Here is a 25,985-nt window from a genome sequence, read left to right on the forward strand (position 1 = left end):
CCCCGCGAAATAGCGGGGTTATCATTTTTTACCTTTAATGGTACTTAGAAGTTGTAGCGCATGCTAACGTTCCAGGTCCTACCATAACCAAACCTCACTCGGTTATCTGTATTTACACCGTTCCAAACGTCATCTCCAGCTTCAACATGTCTGTTATCGCTAGAGCTTTCCAAATATACCTCATCAAAGACATTGTTAATGTTTAAACGGAACTGAATGGATTTGTTGTTTTCCTTCCCAACCAACATGCGGTAAGAGAGCCCAACATCCATAGTATCAAAGGCAGGTAATTTAATAGCACCTCTGTTGTTGGCAGTTGAAAATTCGGAATCCCCAAAAAGGGTAGAACCGTATAAGTTGTCATAAAGATTCCAGTTGGCATCCAGCTTAAGTCTAGGCAATATTTCGTAATCTCCACTAATACCGGCAGTAAACTGTGCGGCCTGACCTACTTTTACACCATCTATATAACTAGTGTCTCCTGTAGAAAGTATATTTCCGTTTTCATCAGAGGTGGTTGTGGTAACGTTACCATCGTATTCCCAATTACCAATGGACACAAATCCCTGAAAATTCAACCCGTCCGCAGGTCGCAAAAACACCTCCAATTCCACACCGGAATGTACCTGTTTCAATGGACTGGTTTGGGTAAACTCGTCCACGATATTATCATTATTGGTATCATCAGAGCTATATTGTATCCTATTATCCCAAATAGTGTAATACACGTTCAGGTTGGCCGATAAAATATCGCCCATAAACTTATATCCACCTTCCAATCCTGTAATCTTCTGATTTTCGGTAGCCAAAGGATTCAATTCATTTGAATTTCTATCGTCTATATACAAATCACTGTGATAAGGCTGACGTGAGTAGTAACCTGCATTGGCAAATATTGAGTTTTGCTTGGATAGGTTATAGGCTACACCTGCCTTAACGTTAAATCCTGGGTTGTTTACTTTTTCTGATTCTTCTGATTGCCCTTCATTGGCCGCGTTCAAAAATTCCTCCCTGATATGCGATTGTGTAGAAACCGATCCTTGGAAGAAGGTAGAAAAAGCACCTTTGGAATACTCCAATTGTCCAAACACCCCTGCGTAATTGATCTTTTCCTCATAATCATAACCAAATCTTTGGGAGTGGTCATCATTGGGGTTAAAGGTTATATTCCAAGGATTAATACCGCCATAGGCATTGGTAAGTTCATAGGCACCTCCGTTGTAATTGCTGGAAGCCGAAACCGAATTAACCCCAATAAACTCCCTTACATCCCTAAAGTGGATACCGTTGTACAAACGGACATCGGCACCAATGTTGAAATTAAGGCTTTCATTAATTTGCTTATTAAAGTTGGTTACCAAACCGCCCCAGTTGTGGTTGTTATTGGATCCCCTTGCATATAGTGCTTCCCCAGAGCTAGTTATCAACTGCGAAAAACTCCCTCTACCTATTGAGCCGTACAATACGGTAGACAAAGAGGCAGTATCACTAAAAGTTAAGTCCCAGCTAAGGTTGGCTACCGGTTTGTGATAGATATTTCTACCTCCTGGGTAGGCGCCACCATTTAAGGTATTAGGACTGTTAACATCTGGAGTATTCCAAGAATTGTATTTTCTTCCATTATCCAAAAAAGTCCTAAGATTATCGGATCCAGCGGCAGCGTGCCACTGAGGAGCACCTGTTAGAATAAAGTTGAAGATGTTATTTTCATTGGGTACATACCCAAAGGACAAGAAATAAGTTTGACCTTGGCCTCCGGTATTGTCCACATAACCATCTCCTTGCCAATGTCCCAACATTGCGGCAACGGATAAGCCGTTTTCCATTATCCCGGTTGAGTAATATCCGGTGGTCTTAATATAATTATCATTGCCAATCATAGATTGAAAAAAACCTCCTTCACGCTTGTCCAAGGTTTTGGTCACAATGTTTACCGTACCACCAACAGATGAAATGGCCAATTTAGAAGATCCCAAACCCCTCTGCACCTGAACAGCATTGGCAATATCCAATACTCCGGACCAGTTGGACCAGTACATTTTTCCATCTTCCATTCCGTTAATTGGCTGTCCGTTTAAAAGGAATGCCGTATTGGTCTGATCAAAGCCCCTTAAGAACATTTGGCCGTCTCCAAAAGCACCTCCCTTAACGTTCTGAACTGAAGGAGTAGATTTTAATAACTCAGGTAAATCCCAGTTTCCTGTTTTCTCCCTGATTTCCCTTGCCTTTATGGTAGACACTGCTATGGGCGTTTGCCTGTCCTCGGCCAAATCGATAATTCCGGAGCCTACTATAACCACCCCTTCCAATTCCTGTGCGTCTGGATTTAGGGATATGGCACCAATATTGCCGACTGTTGTGAAATCTACTTTCTTGCTAATAAATCCAATATAGGAAATTACCAAGGTTCCAGAACTCTGGGATACCTCAATGGTGAAGTTACCATCAAAATCTGCGGCAACCCCAGTGGTGGTTCCCTGAACCATAATATTCGCTCCAGGTAACGGATCACCAAAATCACCATCCACTACAGAACCAGTAATAGTTCCTTGAGAAAATCCTATTGCCGTTAACAAAAAAGCAGCAATAACAAAGTACATTTTTTTCATTTTTCTAAGAGTTAATTAGTTTTAAATAATGGCTGCAAAAGTGAGTAAATTTTTACAACAATACATTACTATAATGTTAAATTAGTAAGTGCAAATTTAACATTAAAAACCTTAATAACTCCTGAAAGACAGTAAGTTAATACCGTTTATTAGGAATTGGCAAAATTGCCAATTATTTCTTAAATAAATTTAAAAGATTTAACGTAGAAGCATCATGATTCGCAATGGAGGACCCTTCAATATCGTTCAATATGGCAGTAGCCAATTGCTTGCCCAATTCCACACCCCACTGATCGTAGCTAAATATGTTCCAAACTATGCCCTGAACAAATATTTTATGTTCGTACATGGCAATAAGAGATCCCAAAGTCTTGGGAGTTAGCCTATCTATTAATAAGGTATTGGTAGGTTTGTTTCCCTCAAAAACTTTAAATGTCAAGATTTCCGCAATCTCTTTTTCCGAAACCTTTTTATCCTCCAATTCCTTTCTAACCTCATCAGCAGACTTACCATTCATTAGCGCCTCTGTTTGGGCAAAGAAATTGGCCATTAATTTATTGTGATGGTCTATGTCCCCGTGCAGGGATTCCTTAAACCCGATAAAATCGGTAGGAATTAATTTAGTCCCTTGGTGGATCAATTGAAAAAAGGCGTGCTGGGAATTGGTTCCTGGTTCCCCCCATATAATGGTTCCAGTTTCATAAGTAACCCTATTTCCTTTCCTGTCCACACTTTTCCCGTTACTCTCCATGATCCCTTGCTGCAAATAGGCCGAAAACCTGCTTAAATATTGGGTATAGGGAATAATGGCTTCTGTCTCGGCACCGTAAAAATTATTGTACCAAACACTTATGAGAGCAAGGATTACCGGTATGTTCCCTTCAAACTCGGAAGTTGCAAAATGCTGATCCATTTCATTGGCACCAGTTAACATGGCATCAAAATTATCGTATCCCACTGCCAAGCCAATAGATAGTCCAACCGCACTCCACAATGAAAATCTTCCTCCAACCCAATCCCACATAGGGAATACGTTATCCGCATCAATTCCAAATTCCGAAATTTTCTCAGCATTGGTAGAGACTGCGGCAAAATGCTTGGCTACATCTGCCTGGGTAGCGTGTTTTAGAAACCATTTTTTTATGGTCGTGGCATTGCTTAAAGTTTCTTGGGTAGTAAAGGTCTTGGAAACCACAACGAACAATGTTGTTTCAGGATCTAAGCCCTTTAAGGTTTCGTAAACATGGTCCCCATCTACATTGCTTACAAAATGCATTTTTAAATGGTTGCCGTAAAATTTTAAGGCTTCCACTACCATGGCAGGACCAAGATCCGATCCTCCAATACCAATATTGACCACATCGGTAAAGGCTTTTCCTGTATATCCCTTCTTAGATCCGGAAATTACCGACTCAGTAAAAGATTTTATCTTTTGTTTCACCTTGTAGACTTCTAGGACAATGTTTAGCCCATCTACCTTGATGACATCCGATTCTTTGGCCCTTAAGGCCGTGTGAAGAACCGCCCTTCCTTCAGTCTTATTTATAATATCGCCTTCAAACTGTTTCCGGATAGCATCCTTCAAGCCAACTTCATTTGCCAATTGCAGAAGCAGTTGAAGGGTATCTTGAGTAATCCTGTTTTTTGAAAAGTCTATGAAGAATTCGTTCCAGCGAATGCTATGTTTATTAGCCCTATCGGAATCCTTTGCAAACAAATCCTTTAAGGAAAGATCTGTATTCTCTTTATAATGTTGTGAAAGTTTTTTCCAAGCTTCTGTTTTGGTCGGGTCGGTATTCTGTAAAGCCATGTTAGTCGTTGAGTGTTAGCAAATCTTCTTCCGGTAATTCTATGTATTCAATACAATCCAATTGACTTTTCTTAGGCCCTACAAAATCCAAATAAGCAGTTTTTAGGCTATCCGCTATGGGTTCGGCAGCCGGTAATTTTTCCCTTAATGGATCTACCTGGTGCCCATTTTTCCAGAATCTATAGCACACGTGCGGGCCTCCGGTATTACCCGTCATTCCGATCCAACCTATTACATCGCCCTGCTTCACGAAATCACCTTTCTTCACATTCTGGTTCTTCATATGGAGATACTGGGTACTATAGGTGCCGTTATGTTGAATTTTGACATATTTACCATTACCACCTCTTCTTGTAGATTCTGTAACGGTACCATTGGCGGTTGCCAAGATAGGAGTATTAATAGGAGCTGCATAATCCGTTCCCTTATGTGGCCTTACCTTATATCCGTAATAGGCAATTCTTCTGTTTAAATTATATCTGGAAGAAATTCTACTAAACTGAACTGGCGACTGCAAAAATGTACGTCTCAGGTTTTTTGCCTGATCGTCATAATAGTCATTGATGTTTTTGGTAGAATCGGACACAAAATTAAAGGCGTAAAATGGCTCACCATTGTGCTCAAAATAGGCTGCTTCTATACCACTGGCACCGGCATAAATAGTATCGTTGATATATTTTTCCTTGTAGATAACCTTGAACCTATCCCCTTTCTGAAGTCTAAAGAAATCTATGGTCCATGCGTAAATTTCGGATAAATTATTGGTAACATTGTAATCAATGCCTTGTTTCAATATTGCTTCCGACAATGAAGATTCAATAATTCCGGAAGCTTCCCGCTCTACATATTTTACCTTTTGCTTTTTCTTATAGGCTAGGACGCTATCCCTAAAATCGACCACAGTATAGTTAATGGGATCATTTTGATAAATAAATACCTGTGCATTATTAAGTGTGTCCTTGGACTTCAAAATAAGATAAGGTTTGCCAACAACTATTTTCCTAACATCGAAAGTATCCCGAAAGTGTTCTGAAACTCTTGCAATCTTGGGGTACTCAACGCTATTCCTCAGCATTAGCTCACCAAAGCTGTCCCCATTTTTGACGGTGTCCCTCAAGACCTCAAAATCGTCCAGATTAAACCCGAACTCTTTTACTACGACGGGTTTTTCTATGGTTACCACCTCTGCTATTTCGTCTGTAACAGGTTTGTCGTCCTTACATGAGAAAATAAATACTATACTAAAAACTAGGCCCCAATATTTTTGCATTGTTATTCTAAACTTTTTCTGGGTTAAAGATATGGTCTACCCACTGTTTTCCCCAATTATTTAACTCTTGTTTTGTATACAATTCCGGAAAAAATACAACTTTTTGAAAACTTGGAGGCAAATATTCCTTCCAATTTGTTCCGCCAGTAGCATCGATTTGTGCATTGTCCTTGGTCAAATAACGATATGCCGACCCCATGTGCATCAGTGGCCAATTTATATTAGCATTAACGTCCAAAGCTTTTAACGCTTCAACCAAGGTTTTATTATCCTTACTTTTCTGTGGTAATTGCTGGTATTTATGGTATATAGTACTGTTTTTAACCTCATTGGCTATACGTATCAGCCTGGGCGTGTAACGATATTCGAACTGCTTTAAGGTCAATGTTTTCTCACCTGTAACCACGTCTGTGGCCCCTTTTTTCCAATAAATATGCTCGTACAATTCCTCAATAGTGTTATTAGAGGAGAAATTATGTCTTTCAGAAAATTGCACCAAGTTTTCCAAGGGAGTTGCGTACAGCTCTATCATTCTATATTGTGCAGACTGAAATCCACTGGCCGGAAGCAGTGCCATTCTGTACTGCATAAATTGTTCCCGCTGCATACCCTTTATCATAACACTGAAGGACGATATCAAAACCTTGTAGTAACTATTTATCCGATCTGCCTTCTCTATAAAAAAGTCAACATCCTGGGTCTTGTCGTCCACAATTTGCTTTTGCTCGTGAAGAATAAGTTTAAAATATAATTCGGTAATCTGATGGTACATTATAAAAATCTCCTCGTCCGGAAAATGGGTCCGAGGTACTTGGATACTGAGCAGGGTATCTAGATGTATGTAATCCCAATAAGTGAGATATCGCTGATATAAAAGTCCGTCCAAATAAGAGCTTAAGTCTTGTCCAGAATCCTTGTATTTTTCTTCTAGTTTGGAAATCTGGGAATCAATATGCTCTTTATTCATTTTAATCCATTATTATTTTAAATTGATGCTTGAGTCCGTTGTATCCGTCTAAATCGGCTTTTATGGACCCAACACTCAAATCCGCCTGTATTCTTATGGGAATTCTATTATTGTCATTGGACACCCAGAGGGACAAGCTTTCCTGTTCCTTGAATACACGTCCGGATTGTACATAAGGCCTAAACCTTAAACATTCTACTTTACCATACTTTGTTCTTAGGACCTCCTTGCCCAAGTACTTAAGCTTAAACTTAAAAACTCCGTCATCGTCATACAAGAGGTTCAATTCAATAGACTCCCCTTCAACCAACTCTTCTACTTTATAGTTGTTACGGAGAAAATAAAAGGCTGAAACCAAATCCTGTATACCCTCTTGAATGGTAAAATTAAACTTTTTATCCTTTTTTTTATCGTTTAATACCGCAATATCCTTGTCGTGGTGAAAATTCACCTCAATATCTTTGGTATATCCTCCTTCATCAATTTTTCTTATAAATTTATAGGGCTTGCCATCCTTTTTATCAAAAAAGCTTTCATAGGTGTCATCCACCTTAAAAAATATACTGGCAAAACCGGTCGTTTTACCATTCCCGACCACATGATAGACCGGAACCCCGTCCAATTCATGGGATTTTACCTGAAGTGTAGCGTAACTGGCATTTAGGAATCCATAATGTATCCTAAACTTTAGCCATTCCCCTATTTTAAAAGCAGATGTATTTTCCGAATTCTCAGGCAAATGAAACCCACCTTTATTTGGAAGCTGTTGAACCTGGGAATTGATAGTAAATCCAAAAATTAAAACAAGTACAATGCAAATCTTTTTCATCTGTTTAAATTGATCTAATTACAGTAGGTATCGATGTACTTTCTGCCAAGCAAATTCATAGGCGATCTTGATTTTCATAGCCATGGCGATAAATTGCAATAGCCTATGTAACACCTCATTACTCATGTAAAATTAATAAAAACGATTTTACTTTTCTTTTATTTGATAATACTTAAACAAAATTTGTTCCAAAAATTGGCCCACAAAAAAAGCCCAGTCGCAAAACTGGGCTTTTCCTAAATAACCAACCAAACTTTAAATTATGAAAAACCAATACTTAAAGTTGTAAGGGAACCACCCCTTACGAGTACAAATTTAATACAAGATTCGCTTCAAAAATAAGATTTAACTTACTTTAACGATTCTATTAACACTATTTAATAATTAGATACCCAAAATTGGCAAAAAGTTAAGAAAAGGGCCCTTTTATAACGTTCCTCGGGATTCCTGTTCCCGCTCTATCGCTTCAAACAATGCTTTAAAATTTCCCTTCCCAAAAGATTTTGCACCCTTCCTCTGGATTATTTCAATGAACATGGTTGGCCTATCCAAAATAGGCTTTGTAAAGATTTGGAGCAAATAGCCCTCATCATCCCGATCTATTAATATCCCCAGCTCACTTAAAGGCGCCAAATCCTCGTCTATAGTACCAACCCTGTCCAAAACATCTTCATAATAACTAGCGGGTACGTTCAGGAACTCGATCCCTCTATTTTTAAGGGCGCTCACCGTTTCAATAATATTGTCGGTTGCCAGTGCCATATGCTGTACCCCTGCACCGTTATAAAATTCTATATACTCCTCAATTTGGGATTTCTTTTTTCCGTCCGCCGGCTCATTGATCGGGAATTTAATTCTGCCGTTCCCATTACTCATAACCTTGCTCATTAGAGCGGTGTACTCAGTTGAAATATCTTTATCATCAAAGGAAACCAACTGGGCAAACCCCATTACTTTGGCGTAGAACTGACACCATTTGTTCATTTCGTTCCAACCCACATTACCTACCATATGGTCTATATACTTCAATCCAACATCCGATGCTTTATAAAAAGGATTCCAGGGCCTAAATCCCGGCATAAATGCCCCCTTGTAGTTCTTGCGTTCCACAAAAACATGCACCGTTTCACCATAGGTATGGATACCAGCTGTAACCACCTCCCCATCTTTATCCCTTTTGGCCCTAGGCTCAAAGTAACTTTCGGCCCCACGTTTCATTGTTTCCACATAACTCTCCCTGGCATCATCTACCCACAATGCAATTACCTTTACCCCATCACCATGGGCATCTATATGCCTATTGATATCCCCTCCGGATTTTAAGGGCGAAGTTAATACCAGCCTAATCTTGTCCTGTTGTACCACATAGGAAGCCCTATCTTTTAGTCCTGTTTCCAATCCGGAATATGCCACTGGTTGAAAGCCCCATGCAGCCATGTAGTAATATGCCGCTTGTTTTGCATTGCCCACATATAATTCTACATAGTCGGTGCCAAGAAGTGGCAGAAAATCCTGAGCTTCCAGATTTTCCTTTGTTAATTTTAAAGATGTTTTATCGGTAGTTGCCATAGTAATAAATTTTTGAATTGATTTAATAGATATGTAGCCAAGTCCTTAGCTATTGGTAGAAAGTAGCCAAAACAAAACTGGACAACTTCCAATTCGCGTTAAATTACCACATAGCCCTGAGATGGGCAGTTATATCAATTCTAAATTGAAGCATAATCAAAATCCTGTTTAACAAATATCGGAATAAATGTTGGCTTAAAGTGTTAAGAGCCGCGCATTAGGTTACAAAAAAAACACCCAAAAGCCATATTTAAAACCAGTAACCAATACTAAAAAAGAAGTGGTTTTCCTTAATTTGGGGGGAATAGGAATAAATCACTTGAATTGGCCCAATAAAGGATTCGAACCCATAACCGAGTGCATAACCGGAAAACTCGGGAGCCTTGAACCAATCAGCCGTTCTAAAAAGGTCATCGCCCACATTGGCCACATTTGCTGCCAACAATATATGGTTCTTGGGAACAAACTCAAAATCCAGCCTGCCATATGCCTTTACATAACTGTTCCCTACTAAACTTAAAAAATCGTATCCGTAAAAAGGCACGAAATTATTTACAAGATGGTTCCCATATCCGCCTAAAACAAAATCAAGGGAGGTAATAGGGGATATGCCCCATTTAAAACCCCCTTCAGTTTCCAAGTTTAGATAAATGTTTCTAGCCAAGGAAAATGCTCCGCCCATTCTTGCCTTGCCTACTGAAAATTCCTTGAAATTATCGTTAAAATCGGACGATAGGACATAAAAATGAAAGTCCCCGTCAAAGAACAGCCCTTTAGTAGGAAAATAAACATCATCATAAGTGTCAAAAGTTAGCTGCCCATAGGTGCTGTAATAATTACTTTTTTCAAAATAGGTTCTCGCATTGGCCGCGGTAGACGTACTAGTGGTGTCTATTTGCCCCAAAGTTTTAGTGCTATATTTCAGTAATTTATGTTCCACCCCAATGGCAAAGGCAAACTCTTCTTCTATTACGGTTTGTAAATACACCTGATTGGTCAGATCTGAGGCGCTTAGGTTTATTTTTCTAATATTGGAACTATTATCGACATCAAAATTGGATTTTATCAGATCAAAATTAATTTCTTTATTAAAATCGTCAAACCTGGAATTTATCCCAAAACTCCAATAAAAGCCCTTGTCCACATAATATTCCAAATTGTACCTCAGATTATCCCCAATGATAAAATCTACCGAGGCTACGTCATCATCCATAAAAACATTCTTTCTGGTCAGATTTACGATTCCCGCACTTTTGTACAGATCATCAAAATGAACCCCTAAGCGAATGAACATTTTATCAGGATTTTCCTTAACATTCAACAGCAACTCTACCCCTTCCTCGTTATTGAGCAATTCATATTTAATAGCCCTAAAGTTTCCGGTAGCGGACAAATTGTTGATACCCTGCTGCAATTTTTTAAAGGTGATTTTATCATCTACATTAAATCTTAATTTACCCTTAATGTAGGCCCTGGAATAATTGTAATTCCCTTGGATTGTCAATTCATTGACAAACAGTGTATCTTTTATCCCGGCAGCTAAAATCTTTGACCTTTTAAGATTGGAGTCTTTGGCAATTTTCAACAATTCCCCCATGTGCAATCTAGCCGCTTCCTCGCCCCTATCTATTATAACATTTCCCATGTCAAAATCGATTACCGAGTAATCTTTAATATCCGGGGTTATATAAATATCTGTTTGGGCCGATTTTTTTTGCATATCCCTAACCGTTCTGTAATTGTTGATCTGTAGCAGTATTTCCGTAGCACTCAACAAGGATTCCCTATCGGACAGCCCATGCTGTACATCCACTCCTATTACCACATCGGCGCCCATCTTCTTCAATTCGCCTATGGGGTAGTTGTTTACCACACCCCCGTCAATCAACACTCTTCCATTGATTTCTACGGGTCTAAAAAGTGAGGGAAACGTACCACTCGCTAAAATTGCCTCGGGCAAATAACCTTTATCCAACAATATCTGATCCCCAGTTTCCACATCTGTGGCAACACATAGAAAAGGGATTGGAAGTTTACTAAAATCATCAACATCCTTAACATGGTACAATAATCTAACAAACTCGTTGTAAATACTCTGCCCTCCCGATATGGCTTGGGGAATAGAAATTCTAAACTTGTTGAACGGAAGTGTCAGGGCATATCTTTCCGAATCTTCCTTCTCATAAAATGTTTTGGCACTTCTGGGCACGTTATCCTGGATCAATGACTCGAAATCCGTATTTTTAAAAATAGAATCCAATTCGTTTGCAGAATATCCCGAAGCGTAGAGCGCCCCAACAATGGCGCCCATACTGGTTCCGGTTACATAATCTATTTTAACCCCGGCTTCTTCAATAACCTTCAGGGCACCAATATGTGCCAACCCTTTAGCACCACCTCCACTCAAGACCAGTCCCACTTTTACATCCTTATTTTCCAACCGTTCCTGTGAAAGGACCAGGAATGGAAAAATTAATACACAAAATATAAGAAGTGACTTCAGCATATAGTTAATACAGTGGTTTAATGAAAGGTTTCAAATATTTTCTTGGCTTTGGACATTCCAACGGTTTGGGCCAAATTCTCCAAACTGGCTTCTTTTATCCTTTTTACGGATTTATAGTTTTTCAACAACTCTTCCACGGTTTTATTCCCTATCCCTTCTATACTTTCCAATTCCGAATTAATGGCTGCCTTACTTCTCTTGTTTCTGTGAAAGGTTATCCCAAATCTGTGGGCCTCATTACGCAATTGCTGAATTATTTTCAGGGATTCGGACTTTTTATCCAAATATAGAGGAATAGGATCTTCCGGGAAGTAAATTTCCTCCAATCTTTTGGCAATACCTATAATGGCTATCTTCCTTCTTAACCCAAGGGCGTCCAAACTTTTAAGGGCAGATGATAGCTGACCCTTGCCTCCATCAATAACAATAAGTTGGGGCAATGACTGCTCCTCGTCCAAAAGTCGCTTATAGCGTCTAAAAACAACTTCCTCCATAGAAGCAAAATCATCCGGACCTTCAACCGTCTTAATATTGTAATGCCTATACTCCTTTTTTGAAGGTTTTCCATCCCTAAATACAACACAGGCCGCTACTGGGTTGCTACCTTGGATGTTGGAATTATCAAAACACTCTATATGCCTGGGTTCCATGGAAAGTCGCAAATCCTTTTTCATTTGCCCCATTATCCTATTGGTATGCCTGTCCGGATCAATAATCTTTATCTGCTTAAACCTATCCTGTCTAAAGAATTTGGCGTTGCGCTCCGATAGCTCCAAGATCTTTTTTTTATCTCCCAGTTTAGGTACTACCACTTTTAGGTGCGGTTCCAAGATAACCTCAAATGGAACATAAATCTCTGTTGAATGGGAATTGAAGCGTTGTCTAATTTCAATTATTGCCAATTGGAGCAGATCCTCATCCGTTTCATCCAATTTCTTCTTGATTTCCAAAGTATGGGACCGTATAATGGAACCATGGGACAATTGCAGAAAATTTACATAGGCAAAAACCTCATCAGAAATTATGGTAAATACATCCACATTATTGATCTTGGGATTTACAATAGTGGTCTTTACCTGATAGTTCTCCAGAACCTCTATTTTATCCTTTATAAGCTGTGCCTCTTCAAACTTCATCTCTTGGGCCAACAATTTCATGTGACTTTTAAAATAGTGCAGGGAAGACTTAAAATTACCTTTGATAATTTCCCTGATTTCCTGTATTTGCCGATTATATTCCTCCTCCAGTTGAAACCCTTCGCAAGGACCTTTACAATTACCCAAATGGTACTCCAAGCAAACCTTGTATTTCCCGGCCCCCACTTTATCTTGTGCAAGATCATAGTTGCAGGTGCGAAGAGGATAGACGCTTTTAATCAGGTCCAATAGTGTATGAATGGTTTTCATGCTTGTATAAGGCCCAAAATACTCCGAACCATCCTTGATAAATTTTCTGGTAGGGAAGATTCTCGGGAACTTTTCATTCTTTATGCAGATCCAAGGAAATGTCTTGTCATCCTTAAGCAAAACATTGTACCTAGGACGGTATTTTTTTATTAGATTATTCTCTAACAACAGTGCATCGGACTCGGTAGGCACCACTATATGCCTAATACTTTTTATTTTCTTTACCAGAACACGGGTTTTTCCTTGTTCGTGCGTTTTATTAAAATAGGAGCTAACCCTTTTTTTCAGATTTTTAGCCTTGCCAACATATAAAATCTTATCCTCTAAATCATAAAACTGATATACCCCGGGATTGGCAGGAAGCGAACTTAACTGTACTTCTATAGGTATATGGGACATGTATTCAGATAAATTTTTTCTTTGGTAAGGAAAATTACTGTGTTTTTCCCAAAGGACACAAAGAATATAGCTTTTTAACTCCGATGTTACGATTCCGAAGGGAAATTTTGGAAACCCTTCATTTTACAATTGTATTACATTACCAAAAAGAAGGGATTTTACTACTTAAAATTCAACATCCAATCCAACAAAATTCGATAAGGCAAAAATAAATATCGATTAAATACACAATTTCAAAAAATTAACGTTATCGTACACTATTTTGTAATATACTGATAAACAGCTTTTTATAAAAATTTAACAACGAAATACTATTAACAAATAATTCAAAAACCAAAATATTTGTTAAAAATGATGCATTTCATCGATAAAACGATACCCTTTGTGGAGGATTTATTAATTTTTTACCTATATTTAGAAAAATTAAAATTATTAACGCATGGACAACTATATAATAACCTTGGGCACATATTTAATTCTTATGCTTTTTTTCAAAATTTATTACGCCGTGGCCTCCAAGGAATAGTTTTCCTATTTAAACCCTGTCCCCAAAGCCCCGAGTTTAACCAATACCCTTATGTTGAAAAAAGATTTGCGTTTAATCTACTCCGAACGCAGAGAAAATCTTACTTCACAAACAATATCAGATTCAAGCTTATTGATAGCCAACCGGCTGCTTCAGTTACCCATTTGGAATTATTCTTATTATCATCTATTCCTTTCCATAACCGAGAAAAAGGAAGTCGACACCAGTTTTATCATGTCCATTTTACAAGGGAAGGACAAAAATATACTACTTCCGAAAATGGTGGATAGCCTAAACCTTGTCAATTATTTACTCACCGATAGTACGCCCATAAAAAAAAATCGCTGGAACATTCCTGAACCGGTAGACGGAATTGAAGTGCCTGTTGAAAAAATAGATGTTGTCTTTCTTCCGTTAATGGCTTTTGACGAAGAAGGTCACAGAGTTGGTTACGGCAAAGGATTTTATGATGTGCTACTGAATAAGTGCAGACCCGATGTTATTAAGGTGGGGCTCTCGCTATTTAAAGCAGAAGAAAAAATTGAGGATATAGACCCCCACGATGTTCCACTGAACTTTTGCGTTACTCCTGATCGGACTTATCAGTTTTGACTTCTTCCAAACTTTCCCCAAAAGCACTTTTATTAAATACAATTAGTATACCTACACCTGTGCTTATTGCGGTATCCGCAATATTAAAGACGGGTTCGAAAAAACGGAAATTATTTCCCCCGACCATAGGCACCCAATCTGGCCATACGGAGTCTATCATAGGAAAATAGAGCATATCTACCACCTTACCGTGAAAAAGACTGCCATAAGGTTCTGAAGAAAATGCCGTGGCTACTTGAGAATAGCTATCATTAAAGATCATACCGTAAAAAACGGAATCCAAAATGTTTCCGAGTGCCCCCGCGAAAATAAGTGATACCGCCAATATTAAGGTTTTGGAAGAATTCTTTTTTATGGTATCAAATAACCAATATCCTATCCCAACAATTGCAAACAAACGAAATATGGTAAGTATCAGTTTCCCTACTTCATCGGATATGGGCAGTAAATCACTTAGTTTGGTTCCCCAAGCAGCACCTTCGTTTTCTATGAACAAAATCTTGAACCAACTAAAGACATCTACCGACTCGCCCAAGACAAAGTTTGTCTTAATATATACTTTGCTTATCTGATCTATAGCAAGAATTGCTATTATGATTACTAAGGATTTTTTTAAACTCATTACTTAAAAAATAGATTCGGCAAAAATAAACATATTATTCGGTTTTCCTTATGCTGATATTTCCAGTTACGGAATTCAGCGTAAAATGGTCATCTCCAGAGGCAATCCCTTCGCGTTTAATTTTGCCAAATTTTGTAGAAGCCATAATTTGGGCGTTTGTTGTAATTAGCTCAATATTTCCACTTTGGGTATGTACATCCACATTTTCCCCCGTTCCATTTAAGGTGCATTTGCCATCGGACAAACTAATTTTTAGGCTGGCATAATGCCCCGTAACGCCAACATTGGTGCTGGTACCGTATACGTTAACATTAAGATTTTTGGGGATTGAAATCTTTAAGGAAATGGAAATAACCTTGTGAGCACTTAATTTATCGTTTGGGAAAACAAAATTGGGCTGGAAGCCGGTACTGACCAATACGGTTGCTCCCTCTTGCTTTACATTTACCAATAAATCCTGTAAATACTCACCATCTATTGAAGCCGCAATAGTTATTTTTGGAATATCCACAGTTTCCAAAGCAAGGGAAAAACAATTCTTGCCATCTATCTGAATAAAAGAGACGTTGGGATTTTCAATGGTTTTGACGACTTTTTTTTGGGCGTGTAAAATACAACTACCCATTAGGAAGATAACAACGGCAACTAGTCTCATACAATAAAAAAACGCCCTTAAAGGCGCTTTTAATTTTAAGATTGCATATTTTTCGCTTCTATACTCAGCGTTGCATGCGGTACTAATTTAAGTCGCTCTTTGCTGATCAGCTTTCCTGTAACCCGGCAAATACCATAGGTTTTGTTCTCTATACGCAACAAAGCGTTCTTTAAATCCCTTATAAATTTCTCCTGACGAATGGCCAATTGGGTATTTGCTTCCTTGCTCATTGTTTCAGAGCCTTCTTCAAAAGCCTTAAATGTTGGCGATGTATCATCAGTTCCATTATTGCCATCATTCATATAAGAACTCTTTAAAAGTTCCAAGTGACTTTTTGCTTTTTCAATTTTTTCTTCGATCAGGACTTTAAACTCGTTTAAATCCTTATCCGCGTACCTTACTTTTAATTCTTCGGCCATAATCTTAGTGTTTTACTATAAACAATCTGGTATTAACTTCGTCGAAAGACACTTCTATTCCATTGTCCATGCTTTCTTCAAAATTAAGTTCTGCTGCCAAGGTTTCGGTTTTAATATATGCAATATTACTTTCTACCGCATCCTGGACAAATCCATTTTTCAATAACTTAATATCTATTTTATCTGTCACTTCAAAACCCGATTCCTTTCTAAGGTTCTGAATTCTATTGACTAGTTCCCTAGCAATACCTTCCTTTCTAAGGTCCTCATTGATAGATATATCCAAGGCCACCGTTATTGGACCTGAACTTGCTACCAACCAACCTTCTATATCTTGGGAGGAAACTTCTACATCCTGTAACTGTAAAGTAATACTTTTATTATCAAAATGCAGCAAAATTTCGCCTTCCTGTTCAATTTTTTGGATATCATCCTGATTCAATTGCGCTACGGCACTGGCAATCAACTTCATATCCTTCCCAAACTTTGGCCCCAAGGTTTTAAAGTTGGGCTTAATTTGTTTAACCAAAATTCCAGAAGCGTCATCCAACAATTCTATCTCTTTCACATTCACCTCGGACTTTATCAAATCTGCAACAGCCTCGATCTCCAACCTTTGTTTATTATCCAATACCGGAATCATTATCTTTTGCAATGGTTGTCGTACTTTGATCTTTTCTTTCTGACGAATGGACAGGACCAAGGATGATATGGTCTGCGCCTTTGCCATTTTACTTTCCAATTCCTTATTCACCATTGAGGCATCATATATAGGAAAATCGGCCAAATGTACACTTTCAAAAGGCTCTTTCTGTGTCGTAATGGTTAAATCTTTGTATAACCTATCCATATAAAATGGCGCCACCGGTGCTGATAGTTTTGCTACAGTGGTCAAACAAGTATACAGGGTTTGGTAAGCCGATATTTTATCTTTTTGATAGTCCCCTTTCCAAAAACGCCTTCTACTTAAACGCACATACCAATTGCTAAGATTTTCCTGTACGTAGTCCGATATGGCCCTAGTTGCCTTGGTGGGTTCGTAATCTTCATAAGCCTCGTCCACAGTTTTGATCAGGGAATGCAATTCCGATAAAATCCATTGGTCTATTTCCGGTCTTTCATTTAGGGGAATATCCTCTTCGCTATAAATAAATCCATCTATGTTGGTGTACAGCGCAAAAAATGAGTAGGTGTTGTAAAGGGTACCAAAAAACTTACGTTTTACCTCTGCGATACCTTCTATATCGAACTTTAAATTATCCCATGGATTTGCATTGGATATCATGTACCATCGAGTGGCATCGGCCCCAAATTCATCCATGGTCTCAAAAGGATCTACTGCATTGCCCAAGCGCTTGGACATTTTCTTACCTTCTTTATCCAATACCAGGCCATTGGAAACAACATTCTTATAAGCCACAGAATCGAATACCATGGTGGCTATGGCATGCAAGGTGTAAAACCAACCACGGGTCTGATCAACTCCTTCGGCTATAAAATCGGCCGGAAAAGTCTTTCCTTCATCTATTAAGTCCTTATTCTCAAATGGGTAGTGCCATTGTGCATAGGGCATAGAACCACTATCGAACCAAACATCTATAAGGTCGCTTTCGCGTTTCATTGGTTTTCCAGAGGGCGACACCAAGGTTATTTGATCTACAATATTTTTATGAAGGTCTATTTTATCATAATTGGCCTCGCTCATATCACTTATAACAAAATCCTCAAAAATATCTTTTTCAAGAACTCCCGCTTTTAAGGCTTTTTGCATTTCTAACTTAAGTTCGGCCACAGAACCTATCATCAATTCTTCCTTGCCATCTTCGGTACGCCAAATGGGTAAGGGAATACCCCAATAACGTGAACGGGACAGGTTCCAATCATTGGCATTGGCCAGCCAATTGCCAAATCTTCCTTCTCCTGTAGCCTTGGGTTTCCAATTAATGGTTTGGTTAAGATCGAACATCCTATCCTTGATATCGGTGACCTTTATAAACCATGAATCCAAGGGATAGTAGAGGATAGGCTTATCCGTACGCCAGCAATTAGGATAGCTGTGAACGTATTTTTCTACCTTAAAGGCCCTGTTTTCTTCTTTTAGTTTGATGGCGATCTCTACATCTACAGACCGCTCTGGAGCCTCACCATCGTCATAGTACTCGTTTTTAACGTATTTACCGGCATACTCTCCCATTTCGGGTCTAAATCTACCCTGAAGATCCACTAATGGAACTGGATTGTTATTTTCATCCAAAACCAACATAGGCGGTACTTCCGGTTCCGCCAATTTTGCTACCAAGGCATCATCTGCCCCAAAAGTTGGCGCCGTATGTACAATACCAGTACCATCTTCTGTGGTAACAAAATCACCTGCAATTACCCTGAAGGCATTCTCTGGATTTTGGTAAGGCAGTGCATAGTCCAACAGTTGCTCATATTTTAATCCAACAAGTTCCTGCCCTTTGACACTTTCTACAATTTGATAGGGTATTTTCTTATCTGTTGAAGAGTATTTCTCAAAGTCGGCATCGTCTTCTGCTTCAAAAAATTTACCGCTAAATTGCTTTCCTACCAAAGATTTGGCCAAGACAACATGCATGGGTTCAAAGGTATATTGATTGAAGGTTTTCACTACTACATAATCAATCTTAGGACCAACGGTCAATGCCGTATTGGACGGCAAGGTCCAAGGGGTGGTCGTCCATGCCAAAAAGAACACATCCCCGGCTAGGTCCTTCAAATTCTGTGGCAAGGTCGCTTTATCCGCTTTAAACTGTGCCACCACGGTGGTATCCGTAACATCTTGATAGGTACCCGGTTGATTTAGCTCATGGGAGCTTAATCCGGTTCCTGCCTTTGGGGAATAGGGTTGAATGGTATATCCCTTATAAATAAGTCCTTTGTCATAAATCTGCTTGAGCAACCACCACACAGATTCCATATATTTGGATTTGTAGGTAATATATGGGTCCTCCATATCTACCCAATAGCCTACTCTTTCGGTCATGGCGTTCCATACATCGGTATAGCGCATAACAGCCTTCTTGCAGGCTGCATTGTATTCTTCAACGGATATTTTGGTGCCTATGTCTTCCTTGGTAATTCCCAATTCCTTCTCCACTCCCAATTCAATGGGAAGTCCGTGGGTATCCCATCCGGCCTTTCGCTTTACCTGAAAACCCTTCATGGTCTTATAGCGTGGAAAAATATCCTTGATGGTCCTGGCCATTACATGGTGAATACCAGGCAATCCATTTGCAGAAGGTGGTCCTTCATAGAAAACAAAACTATCCTTCCCTTCCCTGCTTGTGACACTTTTCTCAAAAACATTGTTCTCCTTCCAATAGTGCAATACCTCCTCAGCCACTTTCGGTAAATCTAAACCCTTGTATTCTGCAAACTTCATAATAACAGCTTCTAATGCTACATTTTAAGTTTGCAAAACTAATGATTTTTAGCGTAAAAAGATTCTGTTAAAAGCAAAAAGCCCCTTTGAAAAGGAGCTTTTTAGAATTTTTATAGTTTGTTAAAATTATTTTGTCCCGGTTACGGTAACATTTGCGCTTATTTGGATGGCCGAGCTTATCTCTATAGCCCCTAAATTAAGGCCTGTGGTCGACTCTACATTCAACAAAGCATTGAAGTAGAACTCGCTATTGTCATCTTCCCTATAGGACGCAAAAATTAATTCGTATTCCCCTTCTTCCAAGAAATCCAGACTATAAGATCCGCTTAAGCTTTTTACTTCTCCACTGGTTACGGCATTGGCAAAGGTAACTTCGCTTTCCCCTTTTCCCTGTGTTTCAACATCGGCATTGAAAGTTCCTTTTTCATAAGCATAGACAATAATCTTGTCCGATGTATTATTAGCATCGTTGACACTCCCTGAAATTTTTCCGGTCAATTCTGTATTTACCGTTCTTATTCCTGCAGTAAGCTCTGCCATGGTAACAAAATTGAAATCGCTGGACAATCCATCTTTCTCTTCCTTAATAGTTTTTCTAAGGTCGAAATCTATCACAATAACATTAGTGGCATTGGCCAACACCTCAAAGGAATCATTAATGGTAATTTTGTTTGAAGAAGCAACCAAGGCATCTTTTTCCCCATTGGCCTTCTCTACGTAACAACCTGGAGCATCACCGTTCACATCCTTATCAAAATCCAATTCAAAAACGATACTGGAATAAGATTTTGCCTGTAGGTCCAAGTTCCCCAAAGCCTCAGTTTTACCATTTACCAAAGCGGCAAGGTTTATTGTTGTTGCAGTGAATCCCTCTAGAGACTTTCCGTCTACGGAAACATTGGTAATAGTAACAAAAGCCGCTTCTACCTCGGCCTTATCTATGGGTGCATCTGTAACTTCAAAGGATGTATTATACGATTCCCCCTCCATGGCATCATCGTCGTTTTTGCCACATGACATCATCCCTACTAAAGCTATTAAAGCTAATCCTGAAATCTTTAAATAATTCTTCATAATAATTTATTTTAAACATTTGCCTATATAACAACCAAGACCAGTCTTCCCCTACCTACAAAATCTCCCCCAAAAAATTGATTCTTGCCTAGAAACCTGATTTTCAGAATTCTAAATGATTAATTTTCTTACATATTTTTTCTGCCCTGGAGCGATAAATATGGTCTTTATCTCCAATTCATCCGTATATATTGATATCAGATTCAAATTAATTTCTAAAGCAAAAAATATGAAAAAAGTAATTTTAAGTTCAATTTTGATGATAGCCCTCAGTATTTCATTTGTATCGTGTAGAGAAACAAAGGATAAGGCCAAGGATGCTATGGAAGAAACAAATGAAGCATTAAAAGAAGTTGGTGAGGATATGCAGAAAGTTGGGGAAGATGTAAAAGGTGCAGCCTCCGAAGCCATGGACGATGCAAAAGAAATGGGAGAGGATATGAAAGAGGCCGGTAACGAGGCCATGGACAAGGCCGGTGATACTGCCAAGGAAGTAGGAGAGGATATTAAGGGTGCTGCTACCGATGCAGTAGACAAAACCAAAGCTGCTGCCAAAGAGGTGGGTGACGAGGTGAAAGATGCCGCTACCAAGGCTGCAGAGAAAACCAAGGCCGCTGCCAAAGAGGCAAAGGAGAAAATACAGGAATAGTTTTCCCTATTCCAATTAAAACTTTAGTCCGGTATACATATACCGGACTTTTTTTTTAAAACGTATAGCCCACACCCAAAATTAAATTGATTCCCGGGGCCACGATTCCGGATGAATAGGAACGATACCTTTGATCGGTAATATTTTCCAAATTTGCTGTAAGTTTAAAAGCATTGGAGAGTTGATACTGTGATCTAAAGTTTAAGGTATACCAGGATGGGGAGTAAGGATTGCCGTCCGCATCTACTGCATATATATAGTCCTTTGTTATTTCGGACATTGCCATGTCCCTTGAACTGATTTCCCCGTTAAAGTTGGCAAAGAGATCGGTTTTCAGTTTTTGGTTCTTCCAAACTATATGAAAATCGCCAAAAGTTGGGGCCACATGTCTACCCGGGGTATCCGTACCGTCCTGCTCTTCCTCTATCCCCTCGGTAAGGGTAAGGTTGGCGTTCACAGACAAGCTTTCGGTTAAAAAGGCATCCAATCCAAATTCAAAACCGTAAACATAGGCCTTTGCAGCATTCTGTATTGCCTGGACATTATGTAATTCCCCATTGTACATTATTTCACCATGCCCATTAAATTGAAAGTCCCGTCGTACAAGAGCATCTACCAAATAAGTATAAAAGGAGGCTCCCTTTAACATAAGTCTATCATTAAAATTCTTCTGGATCCCTACTTCCAAGTTATAGGCATACTCAGGTTCCAAATCCGGATTGGGAACTACCACGGACCCGGGTTCCGAGTCAAATATCTTACCAACATCATCTATGTTCGGGGCCCTAAAACCTGTAGATCCATTGAAGGTCAACTGTAAATCCGCTTTCGGAAACCAACTAAATCCCAAGCTTCCTGTTAAAGCTCCTGTACTAAGATCGGCATCGTTAAAGGGAAAAGAATAAAAGGTTTGGTCAAAAATTGCATCGATCCAAACATGGCTATATCTAAGCCCGGATAGAAATGTAAAGTTAGGCTTGGCCTTTAGTTCACCACTAATATAACCTGCAAGGGTTTGCCAGGTAGAATTGTCCGGATACCTGGATGCACTAGGAGAGGTAACCATAGTCTCTATATTATACTCATTTCCTGTAGAGCCAATTTTATTAAAAATGTATTCCCCCCCATAGTAAAGCCTAAGATTTCCAATACGTTTATTTTCAAAATCCACGTTGGCAGAAATAGCATCTACATTCTCCTTGGTGCTATATCTTATGTCCTCCCCAAAATCCCTGTCGTTCCTACATTCCACAAAATTTTGATAGGCGGTGGTTATTTTTAATCCATCATAAAACTTTCCCTTGCCGTTTTTATAAAATTGCAGGTTTCCCATAAACCATTTCTGGGGGCCGTAATTCCATTCTGCGGAGCGTAGGCCCAATCCGTCCTTTGACGGTCTAATAAGCCTATCATATCTGGAATAATCGGAAGTTTCTGAGTAATATGCGCTTAGATTGATATTCCAATTGCTATTGGGCCTAAAGAGCACTTTTTGCATTAAATTAATTTGATCATACCCGGTAGGTACCTGCTTTTTGGTGTTCTCATTTTCCCGTAACCCGTCCTGCCCATTTTCAGTAACCACGTAATTGTTCCTTAAGTAAGAAGATGGTCCATGGGTACCCATTTTAAGATCTCCAAAGTTGTTATAGGTAAGGCTGCTCAAAAACGCCCATTCCCTTTTGCCCAAATTGAAATCTACATGAACCGTATTTTCGTTATTGGCCGATGAATACCTATAATTTGATTTCCCAAAGAACTGTAAACTATCCGTCTTTGAAAATTGAGGATTGTTGGTGTAAAAATTCATAACCCCTCCAATAGCATCAGAACCGTAAATTACAGATCCAGGCCCAAAAATCACCTCGGTACTTTTAATGGTAAAGGGGTCTATTGAAATCACATTTTGAATGTTACCCCCTCTGAATATGGCATTGTTCATGCGAACACCGTCTACTGAAAGCAACAATCTATTTGTGGCAAAACCCCGTATCATAGGACTACCCCCTCCAAGCTGACTTTTCTGGACAAACACTTTTCCGCTATTTTGAAGGAGATCTGCCGAAGTTTGGGAGGCTGTAAATTCTATGGTTTTGGCATTCATCAGCGATATTTTCTGAGGAATGTCCTTTTTCTGCTGCTCCCATTTAGAGATAGACATCACCACCTCATCCAACTGCTCGGCAGTCAATGCTAGGTAGAGCTTTCCCTTTCTAAGCACATTGGACTTTGTACTTCTATAGTTTTGGTAACCAATATGCGTGAAGGTAATCCGTTCTCCCTGATCAAATTTAGAAAGGTCACATTTGCCGTCAAAATCGGAAAGGGCCGTTCTGGATTTATCCCAATTATAAACAATAACATTGGGAATCGGCTGATGGTCTTCCTCGTCCAAAATAACAATTTCCTGCCCCAATGCACCTTTAAATAAAAGGAGGACAACTATGAAAACTATTTTTTGCATATCAGCTAAAAACTTCATTTAACACGGCCAATGACTTCGGTTTTCTAAATCCCTGCAAATGTAATTCAAAATAAAGGACAAGATTTTTCAAGAGCTCCTGACGGTTCTTTTTGTTAAGTTTAATAGAATGTATTGCATCAAAATTTATGCCCAAAAGCTCTTTAAAGTGTTCTAAATTCTCCCCTTTCAGGATTGGGTTCAATGATGGTACTTTTATAAACTCTCCCTCCAAAAGGTCAAAATACAAATAGTCCATATTATTGGTGTCCGGGTAAAAACCAAAATACTTGGTCAATGACAGTACAAAATAGAGGTGAAAATTGGCAACTTCATCATGGGCATCCAACCATTGCAAGGCCGCTTCAATAAAATTAAACAGACTTTCATTGGCCTCTTCCTCGTGAATGCTATTGCCCAACATTTCTGCCAAAAAAAATGTTAGGGCATTCTTGGCAATATCCGTGTGCAGCGACTGATAATGATAACCTACCTTGGCTTCGGTAATGCTTTCCAAGGTTCCCTTGTTTTTATGTGAAGCAATTAGGTCCAATTGAAGCAAAGGCTGAAAGTAGGCGGTTTTTAACTTCCCTTTTTTTGAAGCCAGAATCCCTCTCAACAGATAGGATTTTATTCCATCAGAAAAAGTAAATATCCTGACAATTAAACTGGTATCTCCATATTTAATAGCCGTTAAAACAATTCCTTTGGTAGCAACCTGCATTACAAATATATCTGGGAGCAAAGATAACACAAAGAGACCCTTAAGGTCATGAAAACCTTAAGGGTCTTGAAAATTGCTCATAATTAAAATAGCTCGACTTAATGTCGACTTATTAAAACTTATATCACTCCCTGCGCCAACATAGCGTCGGCAACTTTTACAAACCCGGCAATATTTGCTCCTTTTACGTAGTTACAATAGCCATCGTCGTCCTTTCCATATTCTATACAGGAATCATGAATATCCTTCATTATTTTTTGAAGACGTTCATCTACCTCTTCACGCGTCCAACTAATGCGCAATGAGTTCTGTGACATTTCCAAACCTGAGGTGGCCACCCCACCAGCGTTGGACGCTTTTCCCGGGGCAAATAGTATTCTAGCTTCATGAAAGGCATGTATTGCTTCCGGGGTTGATGGCATATTTGCTCCTTCGGCCACACAGATACATCCATTTTTCAGTAAGGTCTTGGCATCCTTCCCGTCCAACTCATTTTGGGTTGCACAGGGTAAGGCTATAGTGCATGGCACCTCCCAAGGTGTCTTTCCTTTATGGAATTCTGCGGATGTATACTTATCCAAATAATCTGATATTCTTCCGCGATTTTTGTTTTTAATATCCATAACGAAGGCCAATTTTTCCTCATCAATACCATCCTTGTCGTAAATATAACCACCAGAATCTGAAAGGGTAACTACTTTACCCCCCAATTGAATCACTTTTTCAGCAGCATATTGCGCAACGTTTCCAGATCCGGAAATGACCACGGTCTTTCCCTTAACATCGTCCTTTTTGGATTGCAACATACTTTGGGCAAAATAAACGGTTCCATATCCCGTAGCCTCAGGTCGTATTTTAGAACCGCCCCAAGAAAGACCCTTGCCGGTCAATACCCCGGTAAACTCATTTCTGATCTTTTTATACATTCCGAACAGAAAGCCTATTTCCCTTGCACCAACACCAATATCACCTGCAGGAACGTCGGTATTGGGGCCAATGTGCCTACATAGCTCTGTCATAAACGCATGGCAAAAACGCATTACCTCATCATCCGATTTTCCTTTTGGATCAAAATCGGATCCTCCTTTGCCACCACCCATAGGCAGGGTAGTTAGGCTATTTTTGAAAACCTGCTCAAAGGCCAGGAATTTTAAAACACTTGCGTTTACGGTAGGATGAAACCTAAGCCCTCCTTTATAAGGGCCAATGGCAGAATTCATTTGAATCCTATAGCCTCTATTTACATGTATTTCACCGTCATCATCCACCCAGGAAACCCTAAAGGAAATTAACCTTTCCGGCTCCACCATTCTTAATAATATATTCTTGCCATTGTAAATTTCATTATTACTAATGTAAGGAATAACTGTTTCTGCAACTTCTTGCACAGCTTGTATGAATTCCGGCTCATGGCTATTACGCCCTTTTACCTCATCCATAAAAGCATTTATCTTGTCTTCCATAAAATCTTT

18 protein-coding genes are annotated in these 25,985 nt (G+C 39.2%); 2 read left to right on the top strand and 16 right to left on the bottom strand.

Annotated features, from left to right (window positions below):
* Nucleotides 1-44: 44 nt before the first annotated feature.
* The 8 genes from LV92_RS04795 to uvrC all read right to left on the bottom strand — a co-directional run bounded on the left by LV92_RS04795 (nucleotide 45) and on the right by uvrC (nucleotide 13,365).
* Nucleotides 45-2,609: a TonB-dependent receptor gene (locus LV92_RS04795; protein WP_111622519.1), complete on the bottom strand. Its 2,565-nt coding sequence runs from the start codon at nucleotides 2,607-2,609 to the stop codon at nucleotides 45-47.
* A gap of 172 nt (nucleotides 2,610-2,781) precedes the next feature.
* Complete coding sequence (gene pgi, locus LV92_RS04800) at nucleotides 2,782-4,419, bottom strand: glucose-6-phosphate isomerase (RefSeq protein ID WP_111622520.1); 1,638 nt, start codon at nucleotides 4,417-4,419, stop codon at nucleotides 2,782-2,784.
* Between the two features lies 1 nt (nucleotide 4,420).
* Entirely contained in the window at nucleotides 4,421-5,689 is a 1,269-nt protein-coding gene (locus LV92_RS04805) for a peptidoglycan DD-metalloendopeptidase family protein (RefSeq protein WP_111622521.1), read from the bottom strand.
* 7 nt (nucleotides 5,690-5,696) lie between these two features.
* Nucleotides 5,697-6,656 carry a tryptophan 2,3-dioxygenase family protein gene (locus tag LV92_RS04810; RefSeq protein WP_111622522.1) on the bottom strand — a complete coding sequence of 320 codons (960 nt, stop codon included), beginning with the start codon at nucleotides 6,654-6,656 and terminating at the stop codon, nucleotides 5,697-5,699.
* A 1-nt stretch (nucleotide 6,657) separates the two neighbouring features.
* The gene (locus tag LV92_RS04815; protein WP_111622523.1) at nucleotides 6,658-7,485 is read right to left on the bottom strand and encodes a DUF3108 domain-containing protein; all 828 of its coding nucleotides are present in this window, start codon (nucleotides 7,483-7,485) and stop codon (nucleotides 6,658-6,660) included.
* Nucleotides 7,486-7,911: 426 nt separating this feature from the next.
* A complete protein-coding gene (hppD, locus tag LV92_RS04820) occupies nucleotides 7,912-9,054 on the bottom strand; it encodes a 4-hydroxyphenylpyruvate dioxygenase (protein ID WP_111622524.1) in 1,143 nt (380 codons plus the stop codon).
* A gap of 250 nt (nucleotides 9,055-9,304) precedes the next feature.
* The gene (locus LV92_RS04825; RefSeq protein ID WP_111622525.1) at nucleotides 9,305-11,560 is read right to left on the bottom strand and encodes a patatin-like phospholipase family protein; all 2,256 of its coding nucleotides are present in this window, start codon (nucleotides 11,558-11,560) and stop codon (nucleotides 9,305-9,307) included.
* A 17-nt stretch (nucleotides 11,561-11,577) separates the two neighbouring features.
* A complete protein-coding gene (gene uvrC / locus LV92_RS04830) occupies nucleotides 11,578-13,365 on the bottom strand; it encodes an excinuclease ABC subunit UvrC (RefSeq protein WP_111622526.1) in 1,788 nt (595 codons plus the stop codon).
* A 577-nt stretch (nucleotides 13,366-13,942) separates the two neighbouring features.
* Here uvrC and LV92_RS04835 point away from each other — a divergent pair.
* Entirely contained in the window at nucleotides 13,943-14,503 is a 561-nt protein-coding gene (locus LV92_RS04835) for a 5-formyltetrahydrofolate cyclo-ligase (RefSeq protein WP_111622527.1), read from the top strand.
* Here the strand turns inward: LV92_RS04835 and LV92_RS04840 are convergent.
* The 5 genes from LV92_RS04840 to LV92_RS04860 all read right to left on the bottom strand — a co-directional run bounded on the left by LV92_RS04840 (nucleotide 14,475) and on the right by LV92_RS04860 (nucleotide 20,679).
* Entirely contained in the window at nucleotides 14,475-15,125 is a 651-nt protein-coding gene (locus tag LV92_RS04840; RefSeq protein ID WP_111622528.1) for a lipoprotein signal peptidase, read from the bottom strand. The genes LV92_RS04835 and LV92_RS04840 overlap by 29 nt on opposite strands.
* Nucleotides 15,126-15,159: 34 nt before the next feature.
* Nucleotides 15,160-15,780 carry a DUF4097 family beta strand repeat-containing protein gene (locus LV92_RS04845; RefSeq protein ID WP_146613512.1) on the bottom strand — a complete coding sequence of 207 codons (621 nt, stop codon included), beginning with the start codon at nucleotides 15,778-15,780 and terminating at the stop codon, nucleotides 15,160-15,162.
* Between the two features lie 35 nt (nucleotides 15,781-15,815).
* Complete coding sequence (locus tag LV92_RS04850; RefSeq protein ID WP_031445713.1) at nucleotides 15,816-16,199, bottom strand: TraR/DksA family transcriptional regulator; 384 nt, start codon at nucleotides 16,197-16,199, stop codon at nucleotides 15,816-15,818.
* Nucleotides 16,200-16,203: 4 nt separating this feature from the next.
* Entirely contained in the window at nucleotides 16,204-19,605 is a 3,402-nt protein-coding gene (ileS, locus tag LV92_RS04855; protein ID WP_111622530.1) for an isoleucine--tRNA ligase, read from the bottom strand.
* 126 nt (nucleotides 19,606-19,731) lie between these two features.
* A complete protein-coding gene (locus LV92_RS04860; RefSeq protein WP_111622531.1) occupies nucleotides 19,732-20,679 on the bottom strand; it encodes a DUF4382 domain-containing protein in 948 nt (315 codons plus the stop codon).
* Nucleotides 20,680-20,908: 229 nt separating this feature from the next.
* Between LV92_RS04860 and LV92_RS04865 the strand changes: the two genes are divergently transcribed.
* Nucleotides 20,909-21,328, top strand: a complete 420-nt coding sequence (locus tag LV92_RS04865) for a hypothetical protein (RefSeq protein WP_146613513.1) — start codon at nucleotides 20,909-20,911, stop codon at nucleotides 21,326-21,328.
* Nucleotides 21,329-21,383: 55 nt separating this feature from the next.
* On the opposite strand, the gene LV92_RS04870 is transcribed toward LV92_RS04865, so the two are convergent.
* From LV92_RS04870 to gdhA, 3 genes are all read right to left on the bottom strand, one after another.
* Nucleotides 21,384-23,792 carry a TonB-dependent receptor gene (locus tag LV92_RS04870; protein WP_170126284.1) on the bottom strand — a complete coding sequence of 803 codons (2,409 nt, stop codon included), beginning with the start codon at nucleotides 23,790-23,792 and terminating at the stop codon, nucleotides 21,384-21,386.
* A gap of 1 nt (nucleotide 23,793) precedes the next feature.
* A complete protein-coding gene (gene recO / locus LV92_RS04875) occupies nucleotides 23,794-24,513 on the bottom strand; it encodes a DNA repair protein RecO (RefSeq protein ID WP_111622534.1) in 720 nt (239 codons plus the stop codon).
* Nucleotides 24,514-24,632: 119 nt separating this feature from the next.
* A complete protein-coding gene (gene gdhA, locus LV92_RS04880) occupies nucleotides 24,633-25,976 on the bottom strand; it encodes an NADP-specific glutamate dehydrogenase (RefSeq protein WP_111622535.1) in 1,344 nt (447 codons plus the stop codon).
* Nucleotides 25,977-25,985 lie beyond the last annotated feature (9 nt).

The organism is Arenibacter echinorum (assembly GCF_003259375.1).
Lineage (GTDB): Bacteria > Bacteroidota > Bacteroidia > Flavobacteriales > Flavobacteriaceae > Arenibacter > Arenibacter echinorum.

Excerpts from the sequence above, each read along its gene's own strand:
- LV92_RS04810 (WP_111622522.1), bottom strand. The coding sequence starts at position 6,656 with ATGAATAAAGAGCATATTGATTCCCAGATTTCCAAACTAGAAGAAAAA.
- LV92_RS04835 (WP_111622527.1), top strand. The coding sequence starts at position 13,943 with ATGTTGAAAAAAGATTTGCGTTTAATCTACTCCGAACGCAGAGAAAAT.
- LV92_RS04845 (WP_146613512.1), bottom strand. The coding sequence starts at position 15,780 with ATGAGACTAGTTGCCGTTGTTATCTTCCTAATGGGTAGTTGTATTTTA.
- LV92_RS04865 (WP_146613513.1), top strand. The coding sequence starts at position 20,909 with ATGAAAAAAGTAATTTTAAGTTCAATTTTGATGATAGCCCTCAGTATT.
- LV92_RS04850 (WP_031445713.1), bottom strand. The coding sequence starts at position 16,199 with ATGGCCGAAGAATTAAAAGTAAGGTACGCGGATAAGGATTTAAACGAG.
- LV92_RS04870 (WP_170126284.1), bottom strand. The coding sequence starts at position 23,792 with ATGCAAAAAATAGTTTTCATAGTTGTCCTCCTTTTATTTAAAGGTGCA.
- uvrC (WP_111622526.1), bottom strand. The coding sequence starts at position 13,365 with ATGTCCCATATACCTATAGAAGTACAGTTAAGTTCGCTTCCTGCCAAT.
- hppD (WP_111622524.1), bottom strand. The coding sequence starts at position 9,054 with ATGGCAACTACCGATAAAACATCTTTAAAATTAACAAAGGAAAATCTG.
- LV92_RS04815 (WP_111622523.1), bottom strand. The coding sequence starts at position 7,485 with ATGAAAAAGATTTGCATTGTACTTGTTTTAATTTTTGGATTTACTATC.
- LV92_RS04840 (WP_111622528.1), bottom strand. The coding sequence starts at position 15,125 with ATGAGTTTAAAAAAATCCTTAGTAATCATAATAGCAATTCTTGCTATA.
- recO (WP_111622534.1), bottom strand. The coding sequence starts at position 24,513 with ATGCAGGTTGCTACCAAAGGAATTGTTTTAACGGCTATTAAATATGGA.
- LV92_RS04825 (WP_111622525.1), bottom strand. The coding sequence starts at position 11,560 with ATGCTGAAGTCACTTCTTATATTTTGTGTATTAATTTTTCCATTCCTG.
- LV92_RS04795 (WP_111622519.1), bottom strand. The coding sequence starts at position 2,609 with ATGAAAAAAATGTACTTTGTTATTGCTGCTTTTTTGTTAACGGCAATA.
- pgi (WP_111622520.1), bottom strand. The coding sequence starts at position 4,419 with ATGGCTTTACAGAATACCGACCCGACCAAAACAGAAGCTTGGAAAAAA.
- ileS (WP_111622530.1), bottom strand. The coding sequence starts at position 19,605 with ATGAAGTTTGCAGAATACAAGGGTTTAGATTTACCGAAAGTGGCTGAG.
- LV92_RS04860 (WP_111622531.1), bottom strand. The coding sequence starts at position 20,679 with ATGAAGAATTATTTAAAGATTTCAGGATTAGCTTTAATAGCTTTAGTA.
- LV92_RS04805 (WP_111622521.1), bottom strand. The coding sequence starts at position 5,689 with ATGCAAAAATATTGGGGCCTAGTTTTTAGTATAGTATTTATTTTCTCA.
- gdhA (WP_111622535.1), bottom strand. The coding sequence starts at position 25,976 with ATGGAAGACAAGATAAATGCTTTTATGGATGAGGTAAAAGGGCGTAAT.